At 68.3% G+C, this 21774-nt stretch carries 20 protein-coding genes; 13 read left to right on the top strand and 7 right to left on the bottom strand.

Annotation, left to right across the window (positions count from 1 at the left end; all coding sequences use genetic code 11):
* Positions 1-209: 209 nt before the first annotated feature.
* Complete coding sequence (locus ABZ642_RS27280) at positions 210-1058, top strand: menaquinone biosynthesis protein (RefSeq protein ID WP_360489078.1); 849 nt, start codon at positions 210-212, stop codon at positions 1056-1058.
* A gap of 42 nt (positions 1059-1100) precedes the next feature.
* Positions 1101-2813, top strand: coding sequence for a serine/threonine-protein kinase (locus ABZ642_RS27285; protein ID WP_360489079.1), 1713 nt, complete (start codon positions 1101-1103; stop codon positions 2811-2813).
* A gap of 24 nt (positions 2814-2837) precedes the next feature.
* Here ABZ642_RS27285 and ABZ642_RS27290 read toward each other — a convergent pair whose 3' ends face one another.
* Positions 2838-7412 carry an FtsK/SpoIIIE domain-containing protein gene (locus ABZ642_RS27290; protein WP_360489080.1) on the bottom strand — a complete coding sequence of 1525 codons (4575 nt, stop codon included), beginning with the start codon at positions 7410-7412 and terminating at the stop codon, positions 2838-2840.
* A 237-nt stretch (positions 7413-7649) separates the two neighbouring features.
* On the opposite strand from ABZ642_RS27290, the gene ABZ642_RS27295 reads away from it, so the two are divergent.
* Positions 7650-7955, top strand: a complete 306-nt coding sequence (locus ABZ642_RS27295) for a WXG100 family type VII secretion target (RefSeq protein ID WP_351317920.1) — start codon at positions 7650-7652, stop codon at positions 7953-7955.
* A gap of 67 nt (positions 7956-8022) precedes the next feature.
* On the opposite strand, the gene ABZ642_RS27300 is transcribed toward ABZ642_RS27295, so the two are convergent.
* Positions 8023-8586, bottom strand: coding sequence for a hypothetical protein (locus ABZ642_RS27300; protein ID WP_360489081.1), 564 nt, complete (start codon positions 8584-8586; stop codon positions 8023-8025).
* A 207-nt stretch (positions 8587-8793) separates the two neighbouring features.
* Here ABZ642_RS27300 and ABZ642_RS27305 point away from each other — a divergent pair, with 207 nt between their 5' ends.
* The 5 genes from ABZ642_RS27305 to ABZ642_RS27325 are packed head-to-tail and all read left to right on the top strand — an operon-like array spanning position 8794 to position 12222.
* Positions 8794-9099 (top strand): hypothetical protein, encoded by a 306-nt coding sequence (locus ABZ642_RS27305; RefSeq protein ID WP_360489082.1) that lies wholly within the window; start codon positions 8794-8796, stop codon positions 9097-9099.
* Positions 9096-10367 carry a putative T7SS-secreted protein gene (locus ABZ642_RS27310; protein WP_360489083.1) on the top strand — a complete coding sequence of 424 codons (1272 nt, stop codon included), beginning with the start codon at positions 9096-9098 and terminating at the stop codon, positions 10365-10367. Before ABZ642_RS27305 ends, ABZ642_RS27310 begins: the two co-directional genes overlap by 4 nt.
* A 51-nt stretch (positions 10368-10418) precedes the next feature.
* Entirely contained in the window at positions 10419-10997 is a 579-nt protein-coding gene (locus ABZ642_RS27315) for a hypothetical protein (RefSeq protein ID WP_360489084.1), read from the top strand.
* Complete coding sequence (locus tag ABZ642_RS27320) at positions 10994-11659, top strand: hypothetical protein (protein WP_360489085.1); 666 nt, start codon at positions 10994-10996, stop codon at positions 11657-11659. Before ABZ642_RS27315 ends, ABZ642_RS27320 begins: the two co-directional genes overlap by 4 nt.
* The gene (locus ABZ642_RS27325; RefSeq protein ID WP_360489086.1) at positions 11659-12222 is read left to right on the top strand and encodes a hypothetical protein; all 564 of its coding nucleotides are present in this window, start codon (positions 11659-11661) and stop codon (positions 12220-12222) included. Before ABZ642_RS27320 ends, ABZ642_RS27325 begins: the two co-directional genes overlap by 1 nt.
* Positions 12223-12281: 59 nt before the next feature.
* On the opposite strand, the gene ABZ642_RS27330 is transcribed toward ABZ642_RS27325, so the two are convergent.
* Complete coding sequence (locus tag ABZ642_RS27330; protein ID WP_360489087.1) at positions 12282-13373, bottom strand: hypothetical protein; 1092 nt, start codon at positions 13371-13373, stop codon at positions 12282-12284.
* Complete coding sequence (locus tag ABZ642_RS27335) at positions 13364-14035, bottom strand: hypothetical protein (protein WP_360489088.1); 672 nt, start codon at positions 14033-14035, stop codon at positions 13364-13366. Before ABZ642_RS27335 ends, ABZ642_RS27330 begins: the two co-directional genes overlap by 10 nt.
* Positions 14036-14783: 748 nt before the next feature.
* Here ABZ642_RS27335 and ABZ642_RS27340 point away from each other — a divergent pair.
* From ABZ642_RS27340 to ABZ642_RS27350, 3 genes are read left to right on the top strand one after another with little or no spacing between them, the layout of a single operon-like run.
* Complete coding sequence (locus ABZ642_RS27340) at positions 14784-15101, top strand: hypothetical protein (RefSeq protein WP_360489089.1); 318 nt, start codon at positions 14784-14786, stop codon at positions 15099-15101.
* A complete protein-coding gene (locus ABZ642_RS27345) occupies positions 15091-15798 on the top strand; it encodes a hypothetical protein (RefSeq protein WP_360489090.1) in 708 nt (235 codons plus the stop codon). The genes ABZ642_RS27340 and ABZ642_RS27345 overlap by 11 nt, the downstream gene beginning before the upstream one ends.
* 5 nt (positions 15799-15803) lie before the next feature.
* Positions 15804-17282 (top strand): putative T7SS-secreted protein, encoded by a 1479-nt coding sequence (locus ABZ642_RS27350; RefSeq protein ID WP_360489091.1) that lies wholly within the window; start codon positions 15804-15806, stop codon positions 17280-17282.
* Here the strand turns inward: ABZ642_RS27350 and ABZ642_RS27355 are convergent.
* The 3 genes from ABZ642_RS27355 to ABZ642_RS27365 form a co-directional block, all read right to left on the bottom strand.
* The gene (locus ABZ642_RS27355; RefSeq protein WP_360489092.1) at positions 17272-17769 is read right to left on the bottom strand and encodes a hypothetical protein; all 498 of its coding nucleotides are present in this window, start codon (positions 17767-17769) and stop codon (positions 17272-17274) included. The two genes, ABZ642_RS27350 and ABZ642_RS27355, sit on opposite strands and share 11 nt — an antisense overlap.
* Before the next feature lie 6 nt (positions 17770-17775).
* Positions 17776-18441, bottom strand: a complete 666-nt coding sequence (locus ABZ642_RS27360; RefSeq protein ID WP_360489093.1) for a hypothetical protein — start codon at positions 18439-18441, stop codon at positions 17776-17778.
* A 238-nt stretch (positions 18442-18679) separates the two neighbouring features.
* A complete protein-coding gene (locus ABZ642_RS27365) occupies positions 18680-19477 on the bottom strand; it encodes a hypothetical protein (RefSeq protein ID WP_360489094.1) in 798 nt (265 codons plus the stop codon).
* Positions 19478-20046: 569 nt separating this feature from the next.
* Between ABZ642_RS27365 and ABZ642_RS27370 the strand changes: the two genes are divergently transcribed.
* On the top strand, positions 20047-20349 hold the full coding sequence (locus ABZ642_RS27370; protein ID WP_360489095.1) for a hypothetical protein: 303 nt from the start codon (positions 20047-20049) through the stop codon (positions 20347-20349).
* Positions 20346-21752: a hypothetical protein gene (locus tag ABZ642_RS27375; protein WP_360489096.1), complete on the top strand. Its 1407-nt coding sequence runs from the start codon at positions 20346-20348 to the stop codon at positions 21750-21752. Before ABZ642_RS27370 ends, ABZ642_RS27375 begins: the two co-directional genes overlap by 4 nt.
* Positions 21753-21774: the final 22 nt, after the last annotated feature.

Genomic DNA, 21774 nt, shown 5'->3' on the forward strand with positions numbered 1-21774 from the left:
TACATGCTCCGCAGGCTCTGTACTGCAAGGGAAACCAAACTGCAACTTGCGGCGAGCCTAGCATGTGGGCAGCCGAAAGCAACAGAGGCCAAGATCACGTCACCCGGACGTTTGAACGGCCTCGCAAGTGGGTTGACGCCCGGGGTGGCTTCGATGCCGACGGCGGGGGCGGTCTCAGCACCGTACCTCATGGGGTCTAGTGTCGCGATGTGGACAATTCTCGCACCCGGCCGCGCGTCGGCCACATCCAGTTCCTGAACTGCCTGCCCCTCTACTGGGGGCTCGCGAGAACCGGCACCCTTCTCGACTTCGAGCTGACCAAGGACACCCCTGAGAAGCTCAGCGAGCAGTTGGTGCGCGGCGACCTCGACATCGGGCCCATCACCCTCGTCGAGTTCCTGCGCAACGCCGGCGACCTGGTGGCCTTCCCGGACATCGCCGTCGGCTGCGACGGCCCGGTGATGTCCTGCGTGATCGTCTCGCAGGTGCCGCTGGACCAGCTGGACGGCCGCCGGGTCGCCCTCGGCTCGACCTCGCGCACCTCGGTCCGCCTGGCCCAGCTGCTGCTCGCCGACCGCTACGGCGTCCAGCCCGACTACTACACCTGCCCGCCCGATCTCAGCCTGATGATGCAGGAGGCGGAGGCGGCGGTGCTCATCGGCGACGCGGCCCTGCGCGCCAACCTGCTGGACGCCCCGCGTTTCGGCCTCCAGGTGCACGACCTCGGCGCGCTCTGGAAGGAGTGGACGGGCCTGCCGTTCGTCTTCGCGGTGTGGGCGGCGCGCCGGGACTACCTGGAGCGCGAGCCGCACATCACCCGCGAGGTGCACGGCGCCTTCCTGGACTCCCGCAACCTCTCCCTGGAAGAGGTCGCCAAGGTCGCCGAACAGGCCGCCCGCTGGGAGGCCTTCGACGAGGCGACCCTGGCCCAGTACTTCACCACCCTCGACTTCAGCTTCGGCGCGCCGCAGCTGGCCGCGGTCGAGGAGTTCGCCCGCCGGGTCGGCCCGACGACCGGGTTCGCGGCGGATGTGAAGGTCGATCTGCTGGAGGCCTGACAGGCAATAGGCTGCTGCCCGGACTTACTGGGGGGTGGGGACATGCAGCCGCTCGCGGGTGACGAACCTACGACCGTCGGACCGTACCGGCTGCTCGGCCGGCTCGGCTCCGGCGGCATGGGCCGCGTCTATCTGGGCCGTTCGGCCGGCGGCCGGACCGTCGCGGTCAAGATCGTGCATCCGCACTTCGCCCTGGACGAGGAGTTCCGGGCCCGCTTCCGCCGCGAGGTGGCGGCCGCCCGGCGGGTCGGCGGTGCCTGGACGGCACCGGTCCTGGACGCCGACCCGGACGCGCCGGTGCCCTGGGTCGCCACGGCCTACGCGGCGGGCCCGTCGCTGGCGGCCGCCGTCGTGGACGGCGGGCCGCTGCCCGCGCATTCGGTACGGGCGCTGGGCGCGGGCCTCGCGGAGGCGCTGGCCGCCGTCCACGAACTGGGGCTGGTGCACCGGGACGTCAAGCCGTCCAACGTGCTGCTGACCCTCGACGGCCCGCTGCTCATCGACTTCGGCATCGCCCGGGCCACGGACGGCACGGCCTCGCTGACATCGTCGGGCGTCTCGATCGGCTCCCCGGGATACATGTCCCCCGAGCAGATCCTCGGCAAGGGCGTCACCGGCGCCGCGGACGTCTTCTCGCTCGGCGCGGTGCTGGCCTACGCGGCGAACGGCGTACCGCCCTTCCCCGGCGACTCCTCCGCCGCCCTGCTCTACAAGGTCGTCCACGAGGAACCCGAACTCGGCTCGCTGAGCGGAGCGCTGCGGGAGGTCACCCAGGCCTGCCTGGTGAAGGAGGCGGGGGCGCGGCCGACCCCCGGGGAGGTGGCCCGGCGGCTGGCTCCGGAGGGGGCCGCACGACTGGTGGCGGGCGGCTGGCTGCCGGGGGCACTGGTGGAGCGGGTCAGCCGGAGCGCGGTGGAGGTGCTGAACCTGGAGGTGACGGAGGCGGCGGTACCGGCGTCCGGTCCGGTGGAGTTCAGCACGCCTTCGGTGGACGCCTTCGGGGGCGGTTCCGCGGGGGCCGGTGCTGCTGCGGACGCTCCCGCGGACGTCCCGGCGGGCGTTCCGGTGACGGCGGGGGAGTTCGGGCCGCCGCCGACGGTGCGGCCCGCAGTCGTACCCGAGCAGCGTGACGCCGTGCCGCCGGGCGTACCCCCGGGGAAGGTCTCGGTGAGCGTCGCGGCGACCGCCGTACCGGCCGGGGAGGGCGGGCGCGGGCGCCGGGTGAGCTGCACGGTCGCGCTCGCGGTGGCCGGGGCGCTGGCGGTGGTGACCGTCGGGGCGGGGTTCCTGCTGAAGCCGTACCTCGGCGGCGACGGCGGCGGCCCGAACAGCGACACCGGCGCCACCGGCACCTCACCCACGGCGTCGTCGCCTTCTTCCTCTTCCTCGTCGGGCAGTGGGCCCGTCCCGGCCGCCTACCTGGGCACCTGGGAGGGCTCGGCCACCGCCCTGGACGGCAATCTGCCCATCGGCACCTTCCGGGTCACCGTCCGGCAGACCAAGGTCGGCCGGGAGCTGGGCCGCCTGCGCCAGACCGACCAGCTGGGCGGCGTCTGCACGGACGTACTCACCCTGACGTCGGTCACCGCCAAGAAACTCGTCGCGACATCGAAGGGCGTCGAGGGCAACCACGACGGCTGCGACCCGGACCCCACCACGGTGTATCTGACCCCGAGCGACGGCGAGCTGATCTACACGTCGGACAGCTCGGCGGAGGGAAACCCGGTGGCGGTCATGTCGCGGGCGGGGGACTGAGCCCCCCGCCCGACCGCCCCAGGACTACTGCGGGGTGGTCACCGTGACGTGCTCCCCGCTGCCCAGGTGCAGCATGCCCTTGCCGGGGGTGACGGGCCCGCCGACCATGTTGCGGGTCGTCCGGATGCCGATCAGCTCGCCGGAGCCGGACTCCTGCGGGGAGAGCAGGATGCCCCGGCGGGCCTTCTTCGCGTCGACCTGCCAGCCGGAGAAGCCGTCGCAGATCTCGTCCTCGTCACCGGCGATGACCACGGCGAGTCCCTCCTCGGCCCCGCTCTCGACGATCCGCTTGAAGACGTCCTCGGCGTCGCAGTCGTCCAGCACCTCGGCGTCGTCGACCAGCACGACGATCGGCTCGGCCCGGGACGCCGACGCGATGACCTCGGTCAACTCGTCCTCGTCGATGTCCCGCCCGGTGAACACCTTCAACACGCCTTCCTGGCCTTCGAGTTCCCGCAGCGGGGACATCCGGGGCGCGGCGACGACGAGCCGCACGCCGTTGGCCAGGTAGGAGCGGGCGAAGCCCAACAGGGTCGTGGAACGGCCGGACTTGGCGGGACCGCCGATCACGAAGGCCGGAACGCCCTGCGCCAGGTCCGGCCCGAAGGCGGTCAGTTCGTCGCCGCCGACCCCCACCAGGGCCCACAGCGGAGAAGCCGCCGCGGCGGGATCCCGCATCGCCCAGGCGTCCTCGAAGGAGATCCGGCCGGGCAGCACGTCCACCCGGAACGGGCGCCGGGCACGCGGCACCTGGGCGTCCCGGGTCTGGGCCGCCTCGCCGATCGCGACGATCGCGGCGGCCTGCCCCTGCCCGGTGGTGTCCGCGGACAGCAGCGCGAACTGCGTCTCGGCGGCCGTCTCGCTGCGGAAGGCGCGGCCGGGCGGGATCTCCTCGGGCACCTTGCGGGAGTTGATGTCCAGCATGGAGAAGTCGGCGCGGTCGGCGAGCCGCAGACCGTACTTGTCCTCGGTGAGGGAGGAGATCCGTCCGGCCAGGATCTGCCGGTCACCGGTGAGCACGAGATGGATGCCGACGCTCGCGCCCTCCCGCATCATCACCATGATCTGGTCGGTGAGATCACCGTGGTTCAGCTCGCCGAGGGTGGGCAGCCAGCCCTCCCAGCGGTCCAGGAACAGCACGATGTGCGGCAGCCGCTCCGCCTCCGTCACGGCGGCCCGCTGCTCGCCGATGTCCGCGAACCCCCTGTCGGCCAGCAGCTCCTGGCGTCGACTCAGCTCCCCGGAGAGCCGGGCCATCAGCCGCTCGACGCGCTCGGTCTGGTTACGGCCGACGACCGCGCCGCAGTGCGGCAGCCGGGTCAGCGCGTTGAGCGCGCCGTTGCCGCAGTCGATGCCGTACAGGTGCACGTCCGCACAGGAGTTGGTGCGGGCCAGCGACCCCGCGATGGTGCGCAGCACCTGCGAGCGTCCGGTGCGCGGAGCACCGGCGACGATGAGGTGCCCGAAACTCGCGAAGTCGACGGCGACCGCACGGCGGGCCTGGTCGGCGGGCAGGTCCTCGACACCGTACGGGGCGGCGGGCAGCGCGCCCTGCGCCTGCACGGCCGGCACGTCCTCCAACAGCAGCATGTCGTCCAGGGCGGGCAGCCACGGCGAGTGCTGGGCCGGGATCGCGAGCGCGGTGTTGGCCTCGCGCACGGCGTCCACCAGCACCTTCAGGTCCGTGATCTCGTCGTCCTCCTTGGCCTCGGACTTGGGCTTGCGCAGCGCGGCCCGCCCGAGGTCCTGCCAGGACAGCGCCCCGGCCCAGGGCGCCAGGGTCGCGGGGTCGGCCGCACCGGGCCGCCGGCCGCCGACCCGGCCCGACTGGAAGGGGATCAGCGAGGCGTGCCCGAGCCGGACGTACGCCCGGCCCGGCGTGCTCTTCGCGATGTGCCCGGCGTCGGGCGCGTCGATCACGTCCGTCGACTCACCCGCGTCGGTCACACGCAGCGCGATCCGCAGGTTGGTGTTCGCGCGGATCTCCGGGGAGACCACACCGGAGGGCCGCTGGGTGGCCAGCAGGAGGTGGATCCCGAGGGACCGGCCTCGCTGGGCGATGTTCACCAGGCCCGTGACGAAGTCGGGCAGGTCCCGCACCATCGACGCGAACTCGTCGATGACGATGAGGAGCCGGGGGACGGAGGGGTGCGAGGGGTTGCGGCGCACCAGGTCCTGGTAGTCCTCGATGTCCTTGGCGTCGGAGGCGGCGAGGATGTGCTCACGCCGCTTCAGCTCCGCGCCCAGCGACTCCAGCGCCCGCTCCACGAGATGGGCGTCGAGGTCGGTGACCATACCCACGGTGTGCGGCAGCTTCACACAGTCCTTGAACGCCGAGCCGCCCTTGTAGTCGACGAGCACGAAGGTCATGTTCTCCGGCGTGTTCGCCACCGCCAGCGCGGCCACGATCGTCTGCAGCAGCTCGGACTTGCCGGAACCGGTCGTACCGGCGATGAGGCCGTGCGGCCCGTCGCGCCGCAGGTCGATGCCGAACGGGCCGTCGTACGACTCCCCGATGACCGCCATCGTCGACTGCCCGCCCATCCGCCAGCGCGCGGCGATCCCGTCCCGGGTCGGCGGCTCCAGCTGGAGCACGTCGAGCAGCCGGCTGGCGGCGGGCAGCGCCGAGTCCTCGGCCTCGCCGCTGATGTCCCGCAGCGGGGAGAGGGAGCGGGCGAGCCGGGCGCACCAGGCGGGGGAGACGAAGTCGGGCCGTACGCCGCGCTTGCGCAGCGCTCCGCTCTGCTCGACCCGCAGCCGCAACTCCAGGTCCTGCGGAGCCTGTTCGGCGCCCTGTTGGCCCTGCTGGGCCTGCGGGTGCCAGGCCTGGAAGGAGGGGAACCCGCCGGCCGCCTGCTGCGCCACGGCCGTCGCGGGCGCGTCCTTGGCCGCCACCGGCTCGGCGACGACGACGCCCTGGCACTCGCCCGGCAGGAACCGCTCCTCCTCGTCGAGACAGATGGAGCGCAGGGCCACCCCCGGCCCCTCCTTCAGCAGCCGCACCACGCCCGGCATGGACCGCAGCCGCCGCGACCCGTCCCACACGATCACGATGTCCGGATCGGAGAAGGCGGGTCCGTCGGTCTTGTTGCGCCCGCCCTGCTGAAGGGCCTTCTGCCGGCCGTCGAGGAGCTGGGTGAGCTCGCCGACGCGGGCGGCGACCGTCTCCGAGTCGGTGCCGATCAGGACGTTCACGTCCTGGCCGCCGCCCGGCCGGGAGTGCGGCAGCCAGCGCACCCAGTCCCAGCGGGTGCCGGCGTCGTTGTCGGTGAGGACGTAGAACTGCACGTCCATCGGGCTGTGCAGGACGGCGGTCTGGGCGACCGCCCAACGCCCCAGCGCATGCGCCGCGTCACCGGGCCCGGCCACGCCGATCACCCCGAGGTCGCGCAGCGACAGGGCGACCGGGGCGTCCTCGATGTACCAGCGGACCTTGCGCTTGTGCTCGTCCTGCTCGGGGTCGTCGAGCTCGACCTCGGAGGGCACGCGCCCGGTGCCGAAACGGATCAGCAGATGGTCGGCGTCGGTACGGCGCCGCTCCCAGAGCCGGGTGCGCGGCCCGGTGCCGTACGTCAGCACAGCGGCGGGGTCGGGCACGGCGGCCCGCCGGTCGCTCCGTTCGGTCTTCAGGGCGTCCTGGGCGTCGTTCTCGATCCGCCCCTTGTGCTCCTTGTACTCCTTCAGCTGCTTGGCATGGGACTTGCGCCCGTGCTTCTTGTCCATGAAGTAGTTGCCGAAGAGCATGACCGGGCTCATCACGGCCATGATCAGGTAGTACCAGCGCCCGAACATCAGCACGGAGACGACGGCGCCGACGAGCGGCAGCAGCGCCATCAGCCAGGGCAGCGGGCGGGCCTCGTAGTCGCCGGGCGGGTTCGGGAGCGAGAAGTGCGTCTGGTGCTCGGCGGGGCGCAGCCGCGGGGGCCGGTTGTAGTCGAGCCCGGCACCGTCGTCGGACCACTTGAGGGCGGCGTTGGGCGGGGCGTACCCGGTGATCTCCAGCAGGGTGTTGCCGAGGGCGAGTTGGGCGCCGAGCGGCCAGTCACCGCCGCTCTCGAACTCCTCGCCGTCCAGCCGGGCGTTGTCGGTGTGCGTCTGCACCTTGCAGGTGCCGTCGATGGCGATGGTGAGGGTGGCGGCGCGGGCCGGCAACTCCGGGTCCTCGACGCGGATATGGGAGGCGGGGCCGGTGCCGATGTCGTACCGCCCGACTCCGAGCCGGTGCACGGCACCGGCCGCGGGACCGCCCGCGACCCGGAACTCCACGATCCCGGTGGGTTCGCCGAGCAGACACCCGGCGGGGTCGTGCAGGCTGACGACGACACCGTCGCGCAGCGGCGAGCCGACGACGGTGGCGGCGGGGTCGAGGGCGTAGCCGTCGACGTAGGCGAGGGGACCGGCCGTCCGGACGGCCGCGGCACCCCTGGGGGAGCCGATGGGTATGACCTGGGCGACCTCGCCGCTGTCCGGGTAGCGCAGACCGACCTGCCCGGCCAGCTCCCGGGCCACGTCGCCGACCGTCGACTCGGGATCGGCGTCGAGTACGACGTCGGCGGTGGCACCGCCGACCGGGTCGACGACGGTCAGACTCAGGCGCACGTTCGTCCTCCTCGCAGGCCCGGCACATTCGGTGTGACCTTAGCCGGACGGGCTTTCCCGGGTGCAACGGGATTGCGTCGGTTCACGATTCCCTCGCACGAGGCCCCTGCGGCCACGTGCCTCCCACCCGTAGGATCTTTGCTCATGGGACGGCCGGGTCAGGACCGGCCGATCCGTCCGAGCAAGCCACGGGGGCGAGCCCTGGGGCGGCCACAACACAACGGGAGGGATGCCGACATGGGCAAGGGTAAAGACACAGACCTTACTTATGCCGAGATGGAGAAGGTCGCGGGCGACCTGATCAAGGACATGCACGAGCTCGAAGACAAGATCAAGAACATCGAGAAGCGTGTCTCGGCACTGGTGGAGGAGGGCTTCACCACCCAGAAGGCCTCGGGAGCGTACGACGACTCCATGAAGGACTTCACCAAGGGTGCGACGAAGACGATCCAGGGCCTGCACGGCCTCTCGGACTTCCTGAAGAAGGCCAAGGAAGCGTACGAGCAGCTGGACGACCAGCTGGCGAAGCAGGCCAAGGGTTAGTAAAGTCCGAGGTCTTTGAACGACTGGATGCGACGGAGCACGTCAAGTGCTCCGTCGCACCCGGCTGTCAGGCCTCGGTGGCCTGGGTCTCGCCCGGCTGCGGACGACGCATCAGGTAGGTGTGCAGCTCGCTGCCCCACTCCTCGGTCGTGAGCGTGAGCCACGAACCGTCCCTGAAGCTCAGGAGCAGCCGGTCGTTCTCGAACGCGGGGAGGGGGTCGGCGAGGGTGGCGTCCCCGGCCGGAATCTCGGTGACGACCCGCATGAGCGCGTCCCGGCGGACGGACACGCGTTTGGGCGGAGCGGCCAGCAGGATGCGGTCCCCGGCAAGCGCGACCAGGCGTTGGTGGTGGGAGGAATGGCCGTACCACTGCAGGAGGAGACGGCCGGCCGCTCCGTTCCAGTCGCCGTCGAAGGTCCTGTCGAGACCGAGTTCGACGACGGCCTCGTCCCGCCGCTTCTCGTCGAGCTTCGCGGCGCGGTGGCGCTCCTGCTCCCCCGTGGTCGACAGCATGCGCTTGAGGGCCTCTTCACCGGCGCCGAGAAGGCTCAGCAGCTTGCCGATGAACAGCAGGGGCGATCCCAGGGCGACGCCGAGCATGCCGAGCGGTCGTATGGAGGCAGGACGCAACGGCCCTGCTCCTGCTGCCCGGTGTGCTTCGGCGGGCGGCTCGGGGATCTTGCCGATCGTGCACCAGGCTGCTGCGTCGGGTGTGACGCCTAGTCGGTCCCGTACGGTGCGGTCGGTGCTCGTGGACAAATCCGTTCCACCTTCCAAGTCGTTTGCCGAAGGAAGTCTCGCGGCAGTGTCTCATGTCCATGATGGGGGATTTTTTCAATGGCGGACAGAATCAGGTACGACCTCGACATGATCAAGGGGTGCTCTCGGACGCTGGGCAAGCTCCACAATGAGTTTGACCAGCACGGGAACCCCTCGGACGGTTACGAGGACGAACTGGGGCACGGCGGCCTGAAAGACGCCTTCGACGAGTTCAGTACCACGTGGAAGAAGACGCGGAAGAAACTGTCGAAGGAACTGAAGAAGCTGGCCGAGTACACCGGAGCCGCGGCCCAGAAGTACGAAGAGATCGACCATGAGTTGGCCAAGGCAATTGCCGACAACACGGGGAAGGGTAAGAAGTGAGCAGGCGATCCGGTGATTGGCCGCCGCTGTGGGACGAGGATCCCACTCCGGGGGATCCTGACGAAGTCGCCGCCCTCGGGCGGAAGTTGCGGCAGATGGCCGACATGATCGACGAACAGGCGCGGGTCATCAAGGCGCTGTCCTCGGTGGAGGGCTGGGACAGTGATGCCGGCCGGGCCTTCAACGAGATCGCGGACGGTGCCGGCGACCGGCTCAAGAAGGCGTTCGAGCGGTACGACGAGGCGTCCAAAGCCGTGGGTACCAAGGTGGCCGAAGGCGAATCAAAGGAATTCGCCGGCGAGTTGCACCGGGCTCAGAAGAAGGCCGACAAGGCTTTGGCGGATTACCGTGAGGCCGAGTCCGATCACGATCTCGCCGACCGGGAAGTGAAGAAGTTCACGGACAAGTACCTCGTCAGTCAGATACCCGAGGCGGACAAGCCCGAGTACGAGCGCTGGGAGAGGAAGCGCGACGAGGCGCTGCACCGTATCGGTCGGGCGCGTAAGGAAGTCAAGGACGCCAGGGACATCTTCGACGACGCCGGAGACCGTGCCGCCCGCCATATCAAGGATGTGGTCCACCACGACGCGGTGCGCGACCCGGGCGGATTCATGAACTGGCTCGCCGACTGGGCGGACACGTTCTCCAACATCTCCGCGATCCTGTCCGTCCTCGCGGTCGTCTGTGCGTTCATCCCGCCGCTGCAGTTCCTGGTGCCCATCTTCGCCACCCTCGCGGTGCTCAGCAGCGCGGCGGCCCTGGCCGGCCACGCCTACGACATGACGGTGCGCGGTGGAAAGGTCAACTGGCTGACGCTGGGGACGGACTTCCTCGGAGTCCTTCCGGGGCTCGGCGCGCTCAAGGGTTTCAAGGCCGTGTCCAAACTCAAGGGGCTGGCCAAGCTCAAGGCCTTCGGCAAGGTCGGCACCTGGGGCGAGGCCTCCCTCCGAGGGCTCGACGGGGTCGGGCACAACTTCCTCAACGGCCTCAGTGTGAGCATGACGAACAAGGTTCTTGCCCAAGGCCTCAAGCTCGGACAGAGGCTCAACGTCGCCGGTCTGCCGGAGAAGTTCGCACCCATCGGCGGAAAGCAGATCACGGCGGTCATCAAGGGGAACGGCCTCGCAAGCGCGCTCCACCGGATGTTCAGCGGTGAGAACGGCGGGACCACTGGTTACCAGGAGCCGGAAACGGCCAAGCCGACCCCGACCCCGAGCCCGTCGCCCCAGCCTTCGCCGAAGCCGTTCCACGCGGCTCTCGCCGCGTAGCCGTGGCGGTTCCGAAGCCGGTGCACACCGCATGAAAGGAGGTCGATCCAAGTGAGCGACTCGACTGACCTCGACGAAGGGGAGTTCGTCGGCCGCAGGGGCACGGATCCCGTCCGGCTCGTCCCCGGCGAGGTCATCGCCGCTGTCCCTGCCGCCAAGGCGCTCGCGGACCGGTCGAGCGGAGAACTCCGCTTCGACTTCCTGGACGACGGAGCCGTCCTTCGTATGCTGCGGCTTCGGCACGAGGACGAGACCGCGATGTTCAACGCGGGGTTCAAGACCGGTGTCCCGCTGGCGATCATCGGCTTCGGCGCCGCGGTGTACTGGGGCGGCGTGGTCCAGTACTGGGAGTCGGGCACCGCACGCGTCGTCTATGCGGCCGTGACTGCCGCCGTCGTACTGATCCTGCTCGCCGTGTACGTGCGCACCGCCGTGGCTCACTGGGGCGACCCGGTACGTCAGAATCTCCGTTCCCGGGCGAGGAGATACCGGGAGCTGGCGCATCTTGCGCGCAGGGAGGGGGCGGACATTCCCGCCCACTATCCCCACTACGGGCCGTATCCCTTCGCGGCCACGTTCCACCCTGAAGCGGACGAACCGCAAACCACCGATGGAGAAGGCCAGTCGTGAGCGCCGTAGCAGCTGAAGAGAATGTTCAGGGCTCGATCGGTGGCCCCGGCATCGACGTCCGCTGGATCATGCCGGAGGGCTTTTTCGAGATCCCGATGGACTCGGAGAGCCTGGACGAGACCGCCGAGCAACTCGTCGAACTCGCCCGTGCCGTGATGCCGGAGGCCACCTTCGACGTGCAACTCGAGTGGGCGGTCATGGTCGCCGCGCACTACGACACCTTCGTCGAGGCCGGCGTCCAGTACTCCGGCTTCGTCCTGACAGAGGTCGACGGGGAGCGGTGCACGGCGACGGTCACCGTCAGCATGACCGATCTGGACGAGAGGGCAGGCGCGCATCCCGTGGGGTTCCTGGGCTCGACGATGCGGCACCTCGGCATGGGAGAGGTCAGCGAGATCGAGCTGCCGTGCGGTCCCGCTGTGTCCTGCATCGGGACCCGGAAGGGGAGTCTGCCGGGCAGCCTCACCGCGTCCGGATCCGACGAGCCGGTGGTGACCTCCTTCATCCAGGTCCAGATACCGCTCAGCAACGGGACGGTCCTGGTTCTGGAGATGGGCACCCCCACACCGCGGGCCTGGGAGGTCTTCTCGGCCATGTTCGCCGGCGTCGTGAAGAGCGTCCGCCTGTTCAACGAGTCGGGCAAGCCGATGGTGATGTCCTGATGACCGCGGAGCCCGACGCGACGGCACCTCCCAAGGACTACCGGATCCTGGTCCCCCGGGACTGGTTCCGCATCGATCTCACCCAGGACCGCTGGCGTGCCCAGCTGAAGACGTTCGTGGACCACCAGGCCGAGGGCAGGAACGTTCCGGCCGAGCTCAAACAGGAGGCCTGGGCCACCCTGCGCAACACCGCCGAGGCCGGGGTCAGGACCGGTGCGCTGGAGTTCTTCCTGAGACCGGAACTGGACGGCGGCGGCATCCTGCCCGCCTCGCTCATCGTCTCCTTGATCCCTCGCCCCGGGGGACTGACCCCCCGGGATCTCCAGGAGTCACTCGAAGCGAAGCAAGGGCAGAACGCGTCCGCCGCGGAGGTCTCGACCGTCGTCCTTCCCGCGGGGGAGACCGTACGGGTCCTCGGCCCGACGACTCTGGACCTGTACGTCCGGATGCCCGGTGGCGTCGGCTATCTGGCCCTGGCCTTCGCGGTGCCGCTCAGCGGAGTGACCGGCCCCATGCGCCGACTCTGCGACTCGATCGCGGAGTCGTTGCGGTGGATCGTGTGACGACCACCGCTTTCGGACCCTTCCTGATCGGACACCCCGACGCGGTCACACGCGTCTGATCAGCGGTTGACGGCTTGGATTTCCTGGACGGTGACGTCCTGGGTGGTGCCGAAGGTGCCGTCGGGCAGGTCTCCGCCCGCGCCGCCGGTGCCTGTCCAGGAGATCTTCCAGGTGATGGTCGCGCGGAGCTTGAAGACGCCGTCACCGGAGGAGTGCAGGTACCTGATTCCACAGGGCGGCGTCTTGTCGGCGTCTCCCTTGGAGTAGGGCCGGCCGATGGAGCTGTCGGCGTTGATGGCGCACTCGCCGGAGGCGGGGAAGGTCTCGGCGTCCGCGGTGCCGGGTTCGAGCTTGAGGGAGACGGGCTTCGCGGTGGTCGTGGCCTGGATGCCGAAGCCGGGGACGTTGATGGCGGCGGTGGCCTGGACCTCGTCGAAGACGGCCTTGTCGAGCCAGGCCCAGGTCGGCAGATTCACCTTGGTGGTGGCCTCAGGCGCGAGGGTCACCTTGGTGTCGGGCAGTTGCATGCGCTGGTACGCGAGGGCGGCGAGGATCTCCGGTTTGATGGCCTCTTCGTACCGGGCCGGTGGGGTGTCGCCGTTGTCGACCCAGAAGGGGAGGTCGTTGCAGGAGCTCCGCTTGAGTATGTCGGGTTCGTCGGGATTCTCGACGGCGGCCCAGAACATCCCCTTGCCGTCCTTGTCGACGTTGTAGTCCTTGTAGCCGGGGGTGTCGGTCCAGCCGTAGTCGTCCTCGTAGTGGCGCTGCATCTCGCCGATCGCCGCGCCCGCGGTGCCGCCCATGCCGGGCGTGTTCTTGGCGCTCTCGATCTGCCCGGACATCTTCTTCTTGAAGTCCTTGGCACCGAGGTAGGGGGCGTACCAGCAGGGCGGGGGCGTCCAGTTGACGTCGGAGGACGTCACGTTTCCGGTGCCGCCGGTCTTGGTGACGGCGCCGGAGTACTGGATCTTTGCGGCGGCGTAGATGCTTTTGTCGCCGCTGCCAGCCGACTGCTCTGTGCCGGCCCCCGTGCCAGTGCCAACTCCCGTTGCTGCGTGGGCGGGCCCTGTGAGGACGAGGGGGCTGAGAGTCAGTGTCAGTGCCAGTGCTGCGATGGTGACGAGCGGACGGCGTGCTTCCTTCACTGGCACTTTGTCGCCTCCGTCTCGACGTATACCTTGGACGCCTGCCACAGGTCCGCACCCGTGGGGTACTTGACCATGATGATCTTAAAGTAGTCGAAGTCCTTGACGCTGGGATCGGTCTTGAGGACCTTCCCGGTCTTGGTCTCCTTGCCGTAGAACTTGCTCGAATCCGAACAGAACGCCACCTCCACCGACTTGCCGTTCGTGGTGGACCGCGTGGTGGCGTTGTAGTGGCGCCGGGTGCCGGTGACCTTCCAGCCGCCTTTGATATAGGCGTTGATCTGCGCATCCGCGTACTTCAGTCCACCGTCGGTGGCGTACGTGGCGACGGCCGCGTCTTGGGTTGTGCGTTTGTCGACGCCTCGGTAGATGGCGCGGAGGAAGTTTGCGGCATCATCCATCGCCGCCGCCTCGTTCTTGTCCTTCGGCTTCTCCCAGTCGAAGACCAGGTTCACGTCCTTGGGCAGGGACACGTCCACGCCGTCCGGCTTGTCCTCTGCTGGGGCTCCCGAAGCGGATGCCGAAGGCGTCGGCGTCTTCGTTTCCTGGTCGGCGCCGGCGATCTTGTCTTTGTCGCTGGCTTTGTCGTCCCCACTGCCGCAGGCGGTCAACAGCAGTGCTGCGGTTGCCGCCAGCGCGGCAGCGGCGGGCAAGGTGCGGCGCTTCACAGTGAACTCCCCGTGAGAAAAAAGTCCATTCAAGAGACCCGACGCTATCGGGGAGGTTCTCGGTTTCGCCAGAGCGAACTTCCCTGTGGATGGTGACAATTCGGGGCGCATGGGGTGCACGGAGGTGTGACCTGTGTCCTGATCGTGCCTGAAAGGATGACGACTCGGACGTGTCGGGCGCTGCGCTCGGCTGCCGTGAGGGGTGAGTTGCGTTTCGCTATCGCGGTGTCGGCCGTCTCGGGTACGTGCGCGCGGGTATGCCGATGTGTACGGCACCGGTTCGGCCCGAATGCCGGCCACCGCGCCCTCCGCGTCGACCTGGTAGCAGCTCAGGAGCAGCCGGAGGCCGTGCTGTCCCGCAGGCTCCTGGCGGAAGGCCAGGGGAAGGCTGAATCGATTGGAGGTAAAGGATTATTCAAGGCGGCTGGCGGTGCCGTGCGAACGGAGGTTCGCCAACGTGAACAGCCAGAGGCTGGGCGGTCGAAGGTATCCGTGCTTCTTTGTCGCGCTTTGTGTTCGATCGGGTGTGCGGAGCGAGCGGCAAACTCCATGCCCCGTAAGGGGCGTCCCGGGCCTCCGGTGCCGCCAAGGCGGCCGGAGTGGACACGGCCGTCGCCTGTAACGTGTGTGCTGCAATGGATCGGTCGGCAGTCGTCGTGCACGTGATGAGCAGTAAGCTCCGACGGCCGCATTGCAAAAGCGACTTCTGCCATGGCGGCGCAATCTGAGGTATTGGGGGATACCGGACATGTCCAACGGCGATCTCGTCCTGAGCCTTGCCGGCCTCGACGACCTGGCGGGTCAACTGCGGTCGATCAAACAGCGCATGGACGACACCGGCCAGGTCGACCGGAAACTGGGCGACGGAGAGCTGGGCTCGAGCACGGCCTTCGACGCGATGGAAGACTTCATGCACGGCTGGAAGGACGGCCGCAAGGAGATCGACGTCGGCCTCGAGAACGTGGCGAAGATGGCGCAGGAGATCGTCGACAAGATGACCAAGCTCGACGTCGATCTCCGGAACGCCGTCCGAAAGCACGAGAAGGAGGGCAAGGGTGGAAACTGACGCCCCCCGCACCGAAGAGCCCGCCGCCGAGGACCCTTTCGCCGGAGCGGCCCCCGGGGACGTCATCGGCATCAACATCCAGGTCCCCAGTACCTGGTACGAGTTCGACGTCCACCCCGCCACGGTGAACCGCTCGATCCGCGACGTGGTGGCCGAGCGGGTCAAGCAGCGGCCGGAACTGGCCGAGCACCAGGCCGATCTGGTCAAGACCCTGAAGAAGGTGGCCCGCGAGGCCCGCAAGAACAACGTCGTCTACTCCGGTTCCATGTGCGAGATCGTCGACGACGAGCCGATGGTGGCCAGCCTCACGGTCAGCGTGAGCGCGGCGGTGAACGAGACCACCGGCGAGACCGCCGTCACGGGACTGGACACGCTCATGGGTGTCTTGACGCCGATCGCCCCCGGCCGTCGGCCGACCGATCCGTGGCGTCGCGTGCGCCTCGTGGAGCTGCCGGACGCCGGCCAGGCCGCGCGCACCGAAGGCATCGAGGACATCGAGATTCCCGACGACAACCGCAGCTATCGCGCGGTGATGATGCAGACCCTCATCCCCTTCCCGGACGGCAACCCGAAGGTCGCCGTCATCAGCGCCAGCACACCCCAACTGGCGCTGGTCGAGCCGATGCTGGAGCTCTTCGACCTCATCACCGGCACCTTTCGCTTCGTCTACCGCGCCGACCTCGACACGGAGAGCTGAGCCCAATGGTCCGCCCCGCCGACTGGCACAACCTCGACCTGCACGACGACCCGACGCCCGGCGATCCGCACGAGGTCAAACTCCAGGGCCAGCGGTACAAGACCTTCGTCGAAGACGTGGCCACTGTGCTCAGGGGAATCCGCTCCGCCTCGAAGGACTCCGTCCTCAAGGAGTCGGCCGGCAAGGCCATGGAGGCGTTCAAGGAGCAGATCGGGAAACTGCCCGGCCAACTGCAGAAGCTGCACGACTCGTACGAGATGGTTTCGGGCGCCCTGGTGACCTACGCCGGGAAGCTGGAACTCGCCCAGACGACGGCGGACCACGCGCTCGCCAAGGCCCGGACGCTGCGCGGCGACCTCTCCCGGGCGCAGTCCCGGCTGGCCAGTGCCACCACCGCGGCGAACCGCGCCAAGTCGGCACAGGGCAAGCTGAACAACCCCACCGGCGGCGCCCCCGCACCCGACCCGGAGAAGGTCCGCAAGGCGACGCGGGACGCCCAGCACGCCAACGAGCATCAGAAGGCGGCGCAGGGACAGGTCGCCAGCCTGAACGCGCAGTTGGCGGAGCTCAAGGCCAAGGCGGAGAACGCCGGCAAGGACCAGGACAAGGCCGCGACGAAACTCGTCCACGACATCCACAGTGCCTCTGATGCTGGGATTCACAACAAGAAGTGGTACGAGAAGTTCGGCGACTGGGTGGCGGACCACTGGGACGGCTTTGTCACGGCATGCAAGATCGTGGTGGCGGTCGCAGGCATCATCGCGCTCTTTGTGGCCGCTCCCTGGCTTGTGATCATCATCGTGGCCGCAGCTCTGGTCGTCCTGGCGGACACAATAGCCAAGTTCGCACAAGGCAAAGCAGGCTGGGGAGATCTCGTTTTCGCGGTGCTGGACTGCATTCCCGTTGTCGGCAGGCTGGCCATGGTGGCGAAGGCCGGCAAGCTGGTGGGTGGCTTCAGGACTGCACTGCGGGTCAGGAAGGCCGAGATCGCGTGTAGCCGGCTCATTAAAATGTGGCGTATGGGCGAAGACCTCAAGGGCTTCCGTAAGGTCGCCTACGCGTTCGCCACCGGAGAGCTCAAAACCACCCTCAAGGATGCCTTCAACGGAGGCTGGAACGATGTCCAGAAGAATGCCCTGGGCAATCTTGTCGGTAATGCCATCGGAGCCGGTATGACGCCCTTGGTCAGCAAGGGTTTCAAAAAGCTTCCCAAGGTTATTAACGACAGCAGGTTCACCAACCTCTCCCGCAGAGAGTATCGGGATCTCGGCACGACCCTCGCCGGGAAGAATCCCAGGGGTCAGATGATCACCGGCGGCGTCGAAAGCCTTGTGAAAAGCGTGACCCGAGCCACGGTGAATTCGGTGTTCTTCGGCGCGAGCTTCGACACCAACGGTGTCATCCTGGATGGCTTGAGTGGCGCGGGTGGCGGCGGTGGCTACAAACCCGGCATACTGCCTGCCAGGGCACAGTTCAGCTCGTAAGTGACTGGCGTGCTTCCTGGAACCTCGACATGGCTGCAGGCAACTGAACTCGGTAGTCGATGTACCCGATGTTGCCGTCTTCCATGATGTCGGTGTGTTCAGTCGATGTCGTGACACGCGCCAGGAGGCTGTCCGACAGCCTCTGCGATGCGGTCCAGACCGCATCGGCGACAGCCTGCGGCGACGACTCGTCGATCACTTTCAGACGGTGCTTGATCGACATGACGCCGCCCTTCAGCTTGAACGTCAGCGTCGGCCCCATGCCGGAGGTGGCGAACCTGCCGCGCCCGCGCCGCAATAGCTCCGCCACGCCGTCGAGCAGGTCCACCAAGTCGGGGAAGAGGATGATTCCCATACCGCCGTCCGGTCGGCCGGTGGTACGTGTGGTGGCGGTCCCTGCGTTTCCTGTGACGTCCAGGTGACCGAGGAAGAGCCCGTCCTCGACGTCTTCCTGGTCGGCAAGCGGGGTGTAGATGAATTCAGGCACGGAGCATTACTTCCCCTCTGCCTGCAGTTGTCGGACTTCTTCTTCGGTCAACGGTGATTCCCCGGAGATGCCGGCTGCTTGAGCGCGCTGCCAAGCCGTCTCGCTGACACCGTCAGGCCGGGCTCCCTTGCTCAGGGCGAGCACATGCGTGGGCCTTGCCGTGCCCAGCTCATTCACGCCCTGAAGCGCGATCACAGTGCCGAATCGCGGGTCCCCGGCGAACTTGAAACCCCGGCTCCTGGCGTTGGCCACCGCGCTTCGCCAACGCCTGCCCGTGAGCCCGTATCGCCGGACGGCGACGCTGACACCCTTTTGTCGGTTGTCAGGGTTGGGGAGTTTCAGGTAGCTGATGTCCGCCGGAGCGTTGCTTTTGAGTGGGGCGTGGTCCTGCCAGGGATAGGTGGCCAGGATTCCCCGCATGTTCTTCAGCTGTACCCGGCGGGAGTCGGACACGGCAATCCCGACGACCGAGACAATGATGGGAACTACCATCACGTACACCGGGAGGGAGCCGCCGACCAACGACTCCCAGAGAACCGTCTCCAGCACGAAAAAGCCCGGCAGGGACAGCACCCACAAAGTCGTTGTCGTGATGGTCCGCCGACGCACACGCTGCCACGCACGCAATGTGTCCGGATCATCGAAGGCGGTACGAGTCGTTACGTCCCCCATGCGCTGAATCCTCCCGACGGTTGGTTAATTGTTCCGATTCTGTTGTTCGCTTAACGGAATCGGCAAGCAATTCGGCGCTTCTGGCCGACGGTATCAGGAGGACGTTGCTCCGCCAGTGGGGCGAACGGGCCGTGGGAGTGGTGCGGCTCTTGCCGTCCACGCTTCCCGGCACGAGTCGCAGCCGATGGGAGAGCGCCGCGCGCTGGGTCCCTGTCGGTCGTGTGCCCGCGCCCCTCCTTCACCGCTCTTTCCGCCCTTCGTCCAAAGGCGATTCGAAGCTGGTGAGTTCCGCGATGCCGTGGAGCATCGCGCGGTATTGGACACGTCGTTCCACCGCGGTGGTGCTCAGTGTGAGAACCGCCATGCGCTTGTGGTCCGGGTGGGGAAGGCAGGCGTGGACCTGGAGCAGTGGGGTCGGCGGAAGGCCCGACTCCGCCGCTTCCTCGCCGGCCCGCAGGGCGTTCACCGCTCCACGGGCGCCCAGGCCCACGGCACCCACACCCGGAATCGCGCCAAGAACGTCGCCATCGAGGCTGACCACGTTGCCCCAGAAGTCGGAGTCGAACTCCCCCTTGGTGAAGCCGTCCTTCAGGGAGGCGAGCACCTCGGAGTCACTCAGCCGCATGGTGAGGGCGGTCGCGCTCAGCGCGGCGGCCGTGAGCAGCAGGACGGCCGCGGCCACACCGCCGGTCGCCACGAACAGCGCCACCAGGCCGATGACACCCGCGGTGAAACTCAGGATGTCGGGCAGGTTCTCGGTGAACCAGTCGCCGAATTCCTCCAGCCGGCCGGGTTCGTGCGGTGCCAGTCTCTGTGTGGCGTCGCGAATCCTTCCGGCGCGGTACTGGGCCTTGTCCTCGTGTTCCTCGGCGAGCTTCTCGGCACGGCCGATGATCTTGTCGAGCTCGGACTGGGCCGTTTCCACCGCCGTGTTGGCGCTGGTCCGACCCTTCTGCGCCTTGTCGTGCTCGCTTCCCTTGCCCTTGAGGCCGGGGTCGTTCTTCGCCTTCGCGGCGTTCCCCTTCGCCGTGTCCAAGGTGTCCTGCGCGTCCTTGGCCTCCTGCTCCAGCTTCTTGGCCCGCCGCTGGAACTCCTCGAGTTCGCCCTCCCAGCTGTCGAGCTGGCGAGCGGCCTTGCGAATGGAGTGCGCCGCGTTCTTCAGATTGAGGGGGAGGGGGCCTCCTTCTGGGCCCGTGGGGCACTTCGAAGGGGGAGTCGCGTCGTGCTCAATCGACTGATGTACGTCGGCGGCTCCCCGGTCGGGGCCGTCGCATCACGTGCGTGTGCGCCTCGCTGCGCATCTCCTCGGCGGTGACCGTTCATCGGTGGAGTGCTCGGTTTCGCCCTGGTGGACGTCCCGGCAAACCCGGTGCGCGGGGGTGCGAGGGTGGGGTGTGGTGTCCGGCCCGGGCCGGTTGTGAGGGTGGCGTGGATGCGAGGTGGGGGCGGTGTGGTCCGTAGGGCGTTGGGCCCGCTCCTTTGGGTTTCCTTGGGTTCCTTTTGTAGTTCGTTGGTTGTGGCTCCGAAAACCCTTGACACACAGTGACCGTGGCCGTCTGTGTCCTACGGGGCGGACGGGTAGGCAGGCGTTCACGGGGGTTAGCGGTGGCGGATCACGTCAAGGTGTCCACGAGCGAGTTGCGGGAGATCAGCCGGTCTGTCGCGAAGCTGAAGTCCAACTTTGAACATGCGAAGGATCTCGTCGACTCGTACGGCTCCGAGATCGGGTCCGGTGATGTGGCCGGTGCCCTGGACGACTTCGCCGACGACTGGAAGAAGAAGCGCAAGCAGCTCTGCGACGGGCTGGAGTTTCTCGGGAAGACCGCGGGCGAGGCGGCCAAGGCCTACGACGGGGTCGATCAGCATCTCGCCGGCGCGTTGCTCAAGGCCCAGTCGGGGGACAAGTGAGCGATCACGACTTCTCCGGTGTCGACTGGCAGACGGCTCGGTACGACGACAAGGAGTTCACGCCGGGGGATCCGTACGAGGTGGCCCGGCTCGGCAAGCGGATCTCCGACACCGCCAAGCTGATCGAGGAGCAGGCCGGCAAGCTGAACAACCTCGTCGACGGGAACGGGTGGGACTCCGACGCGGGCAGGGAGTTCACCAAGAAGACCGGCGACACCGTCAAACTGCTCGGTCAGTCGCACCAGCGGTACGCGGCGGCGGGTGCGGCCCTCGGATCCTCCGTGCCGTACGAGCCCATCGCCGACACCGTCCGGGAGAACTGGGCCACCGCCCTCAACCACGCCCAGAACCGGGTCCGTTCGGCGCTGAAGAAGGCCGCCGCGGCCGATACCGACAGCAGTAACTACCAGAAGCAGATCGATCAGCATCCGTCGAGTAACGACAGCCATCCCGACAAGCAGAAGCTGAAGCGGCAGAAGGAGGCCTCCGACGGGGAGCTCGACGCCGCCAAGCGGGAGCTTCGGGCCGCGCTCGACTACCGGGACACCCAGGCCGGGTACGCCGCCAAGGCGATACGGGACGCCATCGACCACGACGGTCTGAAGGACCCCAAGCACCACTGGTGGGACAACTGGAAGGACTGGGTCGCCGACATCGGGCACTGGGCGGGGGTGGCCGCGGCGGTGCTGGGCGTGCTGGCCCTCGCCCTCAGCTGGGTGCCGGTCCTCGGCGAGGTGCTCGGCGCGCTGGCGCTCATCGCCTCGGTCGTCGCCCTGGTCTGCGACACCATCTCGGCACTGGACGGCAAGGGCACCTGGCTGGACGTCGCCATCGACGCCGTCGGCGTGCTGTCCTTCGGCGCCGGACGGGTCCTCGGGACGACGGCCAAGGAGGCGGCCATGGCCGCCCGGGGCGCCTCCGCGGTCAAGGATCTCCAACTGGCCCGGGAGATCGGGCTGAATCCGACGGCGGCCCGCGAACTCGCCGAGACGCTCAACGGGGTCAAGCCCGGCGAGATCGGCAAGGCGCTGTCCGAAGGGCCCGCCAAACTCCTGCCGCGGATGCGCTCGGTGGTCAAGGAGTCCCTGAACCTCAAGGGGTTCGCGACCGACATCCGCGATGCCCCAGCCGTGCACCGGGCGGCCAAGGCCTTCGCGGAATCGGCGCCGAAGCTGTCGGAGGTCGCGGACTCCTCGTTCAAGAGCATGGCGGGTCAGGCCAAGGCCCTCTACTACGGCAGCCAGGTGCTGCCGCTGCTGGCCGGCTGGTCGAACCTGGCACACACGAACCCCGGCGAACCGTGGGGCACCGGACCGAACTTCCTCCAGGGGGCGAAGGAGATTCCGGGCATCGGGGCCGGCGGAACACCGTTCTACAACTGGCACTGGAGCACCAGCGGCTGACCCGGTCGGCCGTCCGGTACCC

Origin of the sequence: Streptomyces sp. NPDC007157 (assembly GCF_040634235.1) — a bacterium.
In the GTDB taxonomy this organism is placed as follows: Bacteria; Actinomycetota; Actinomycetes; order Streptomycetales; family Streptomycetaceae; genus Streptomyces.

Excerpts from the sequence above, each read along its gene's own strand:
- ABZ642_RS27285 (WP_360489079.1), top strand. The coding sequence starts at position 1,101 with ATGCAGCCGCTCGCGGGTGACGAACCTACGACCGTCGGACCGTACCGG.
- ABZ642_RS27295 (WP_351317920.1), top strand. The coding sequence starts at position 7,650 with ATGGGCAAGGGTAAAGACACAGACCTTACTTATGCCGAGATGGAGAAG.
- ABZ642_RS27305 (WP_360489082.1), top strand. The coding sequence starts at position 8,794 with ATGGCGGACAGAATCAGGTACGACCTCGACATGATCAAGGGGTGCTCT.
- ABZ642_RS27325 (WP_360489086.1), top strand. The coding sequence starts at position 11,659 with ATGACCGCGGAGCCCGACGCGACGGCACCTCCCAAGGACTACCGGATC.
- ABZ642_RS27340 (WP_360489089.1), top strand. The coding sequence starts at position 14,784 with ATGTCCAACGGCGATCTCGTCCTGAGCCTTGCCGGCCTCGACGACCTG.
- ABZ642_RS27350 (WP_360489091.1), top strand. The coding sequence starts at position 15,804 with ATGGTCCGCCCCGCCGACTGGCACAACCTCGACCTGCACGACGACCCG.
- ABZ642_RS27360 (WP_360489093.1), bottom strand. The coding sequence starts at position 18,441 with ATGGGGGACGTAACGACTCGTACCGCCTTCGATGATCCGGACACATTG.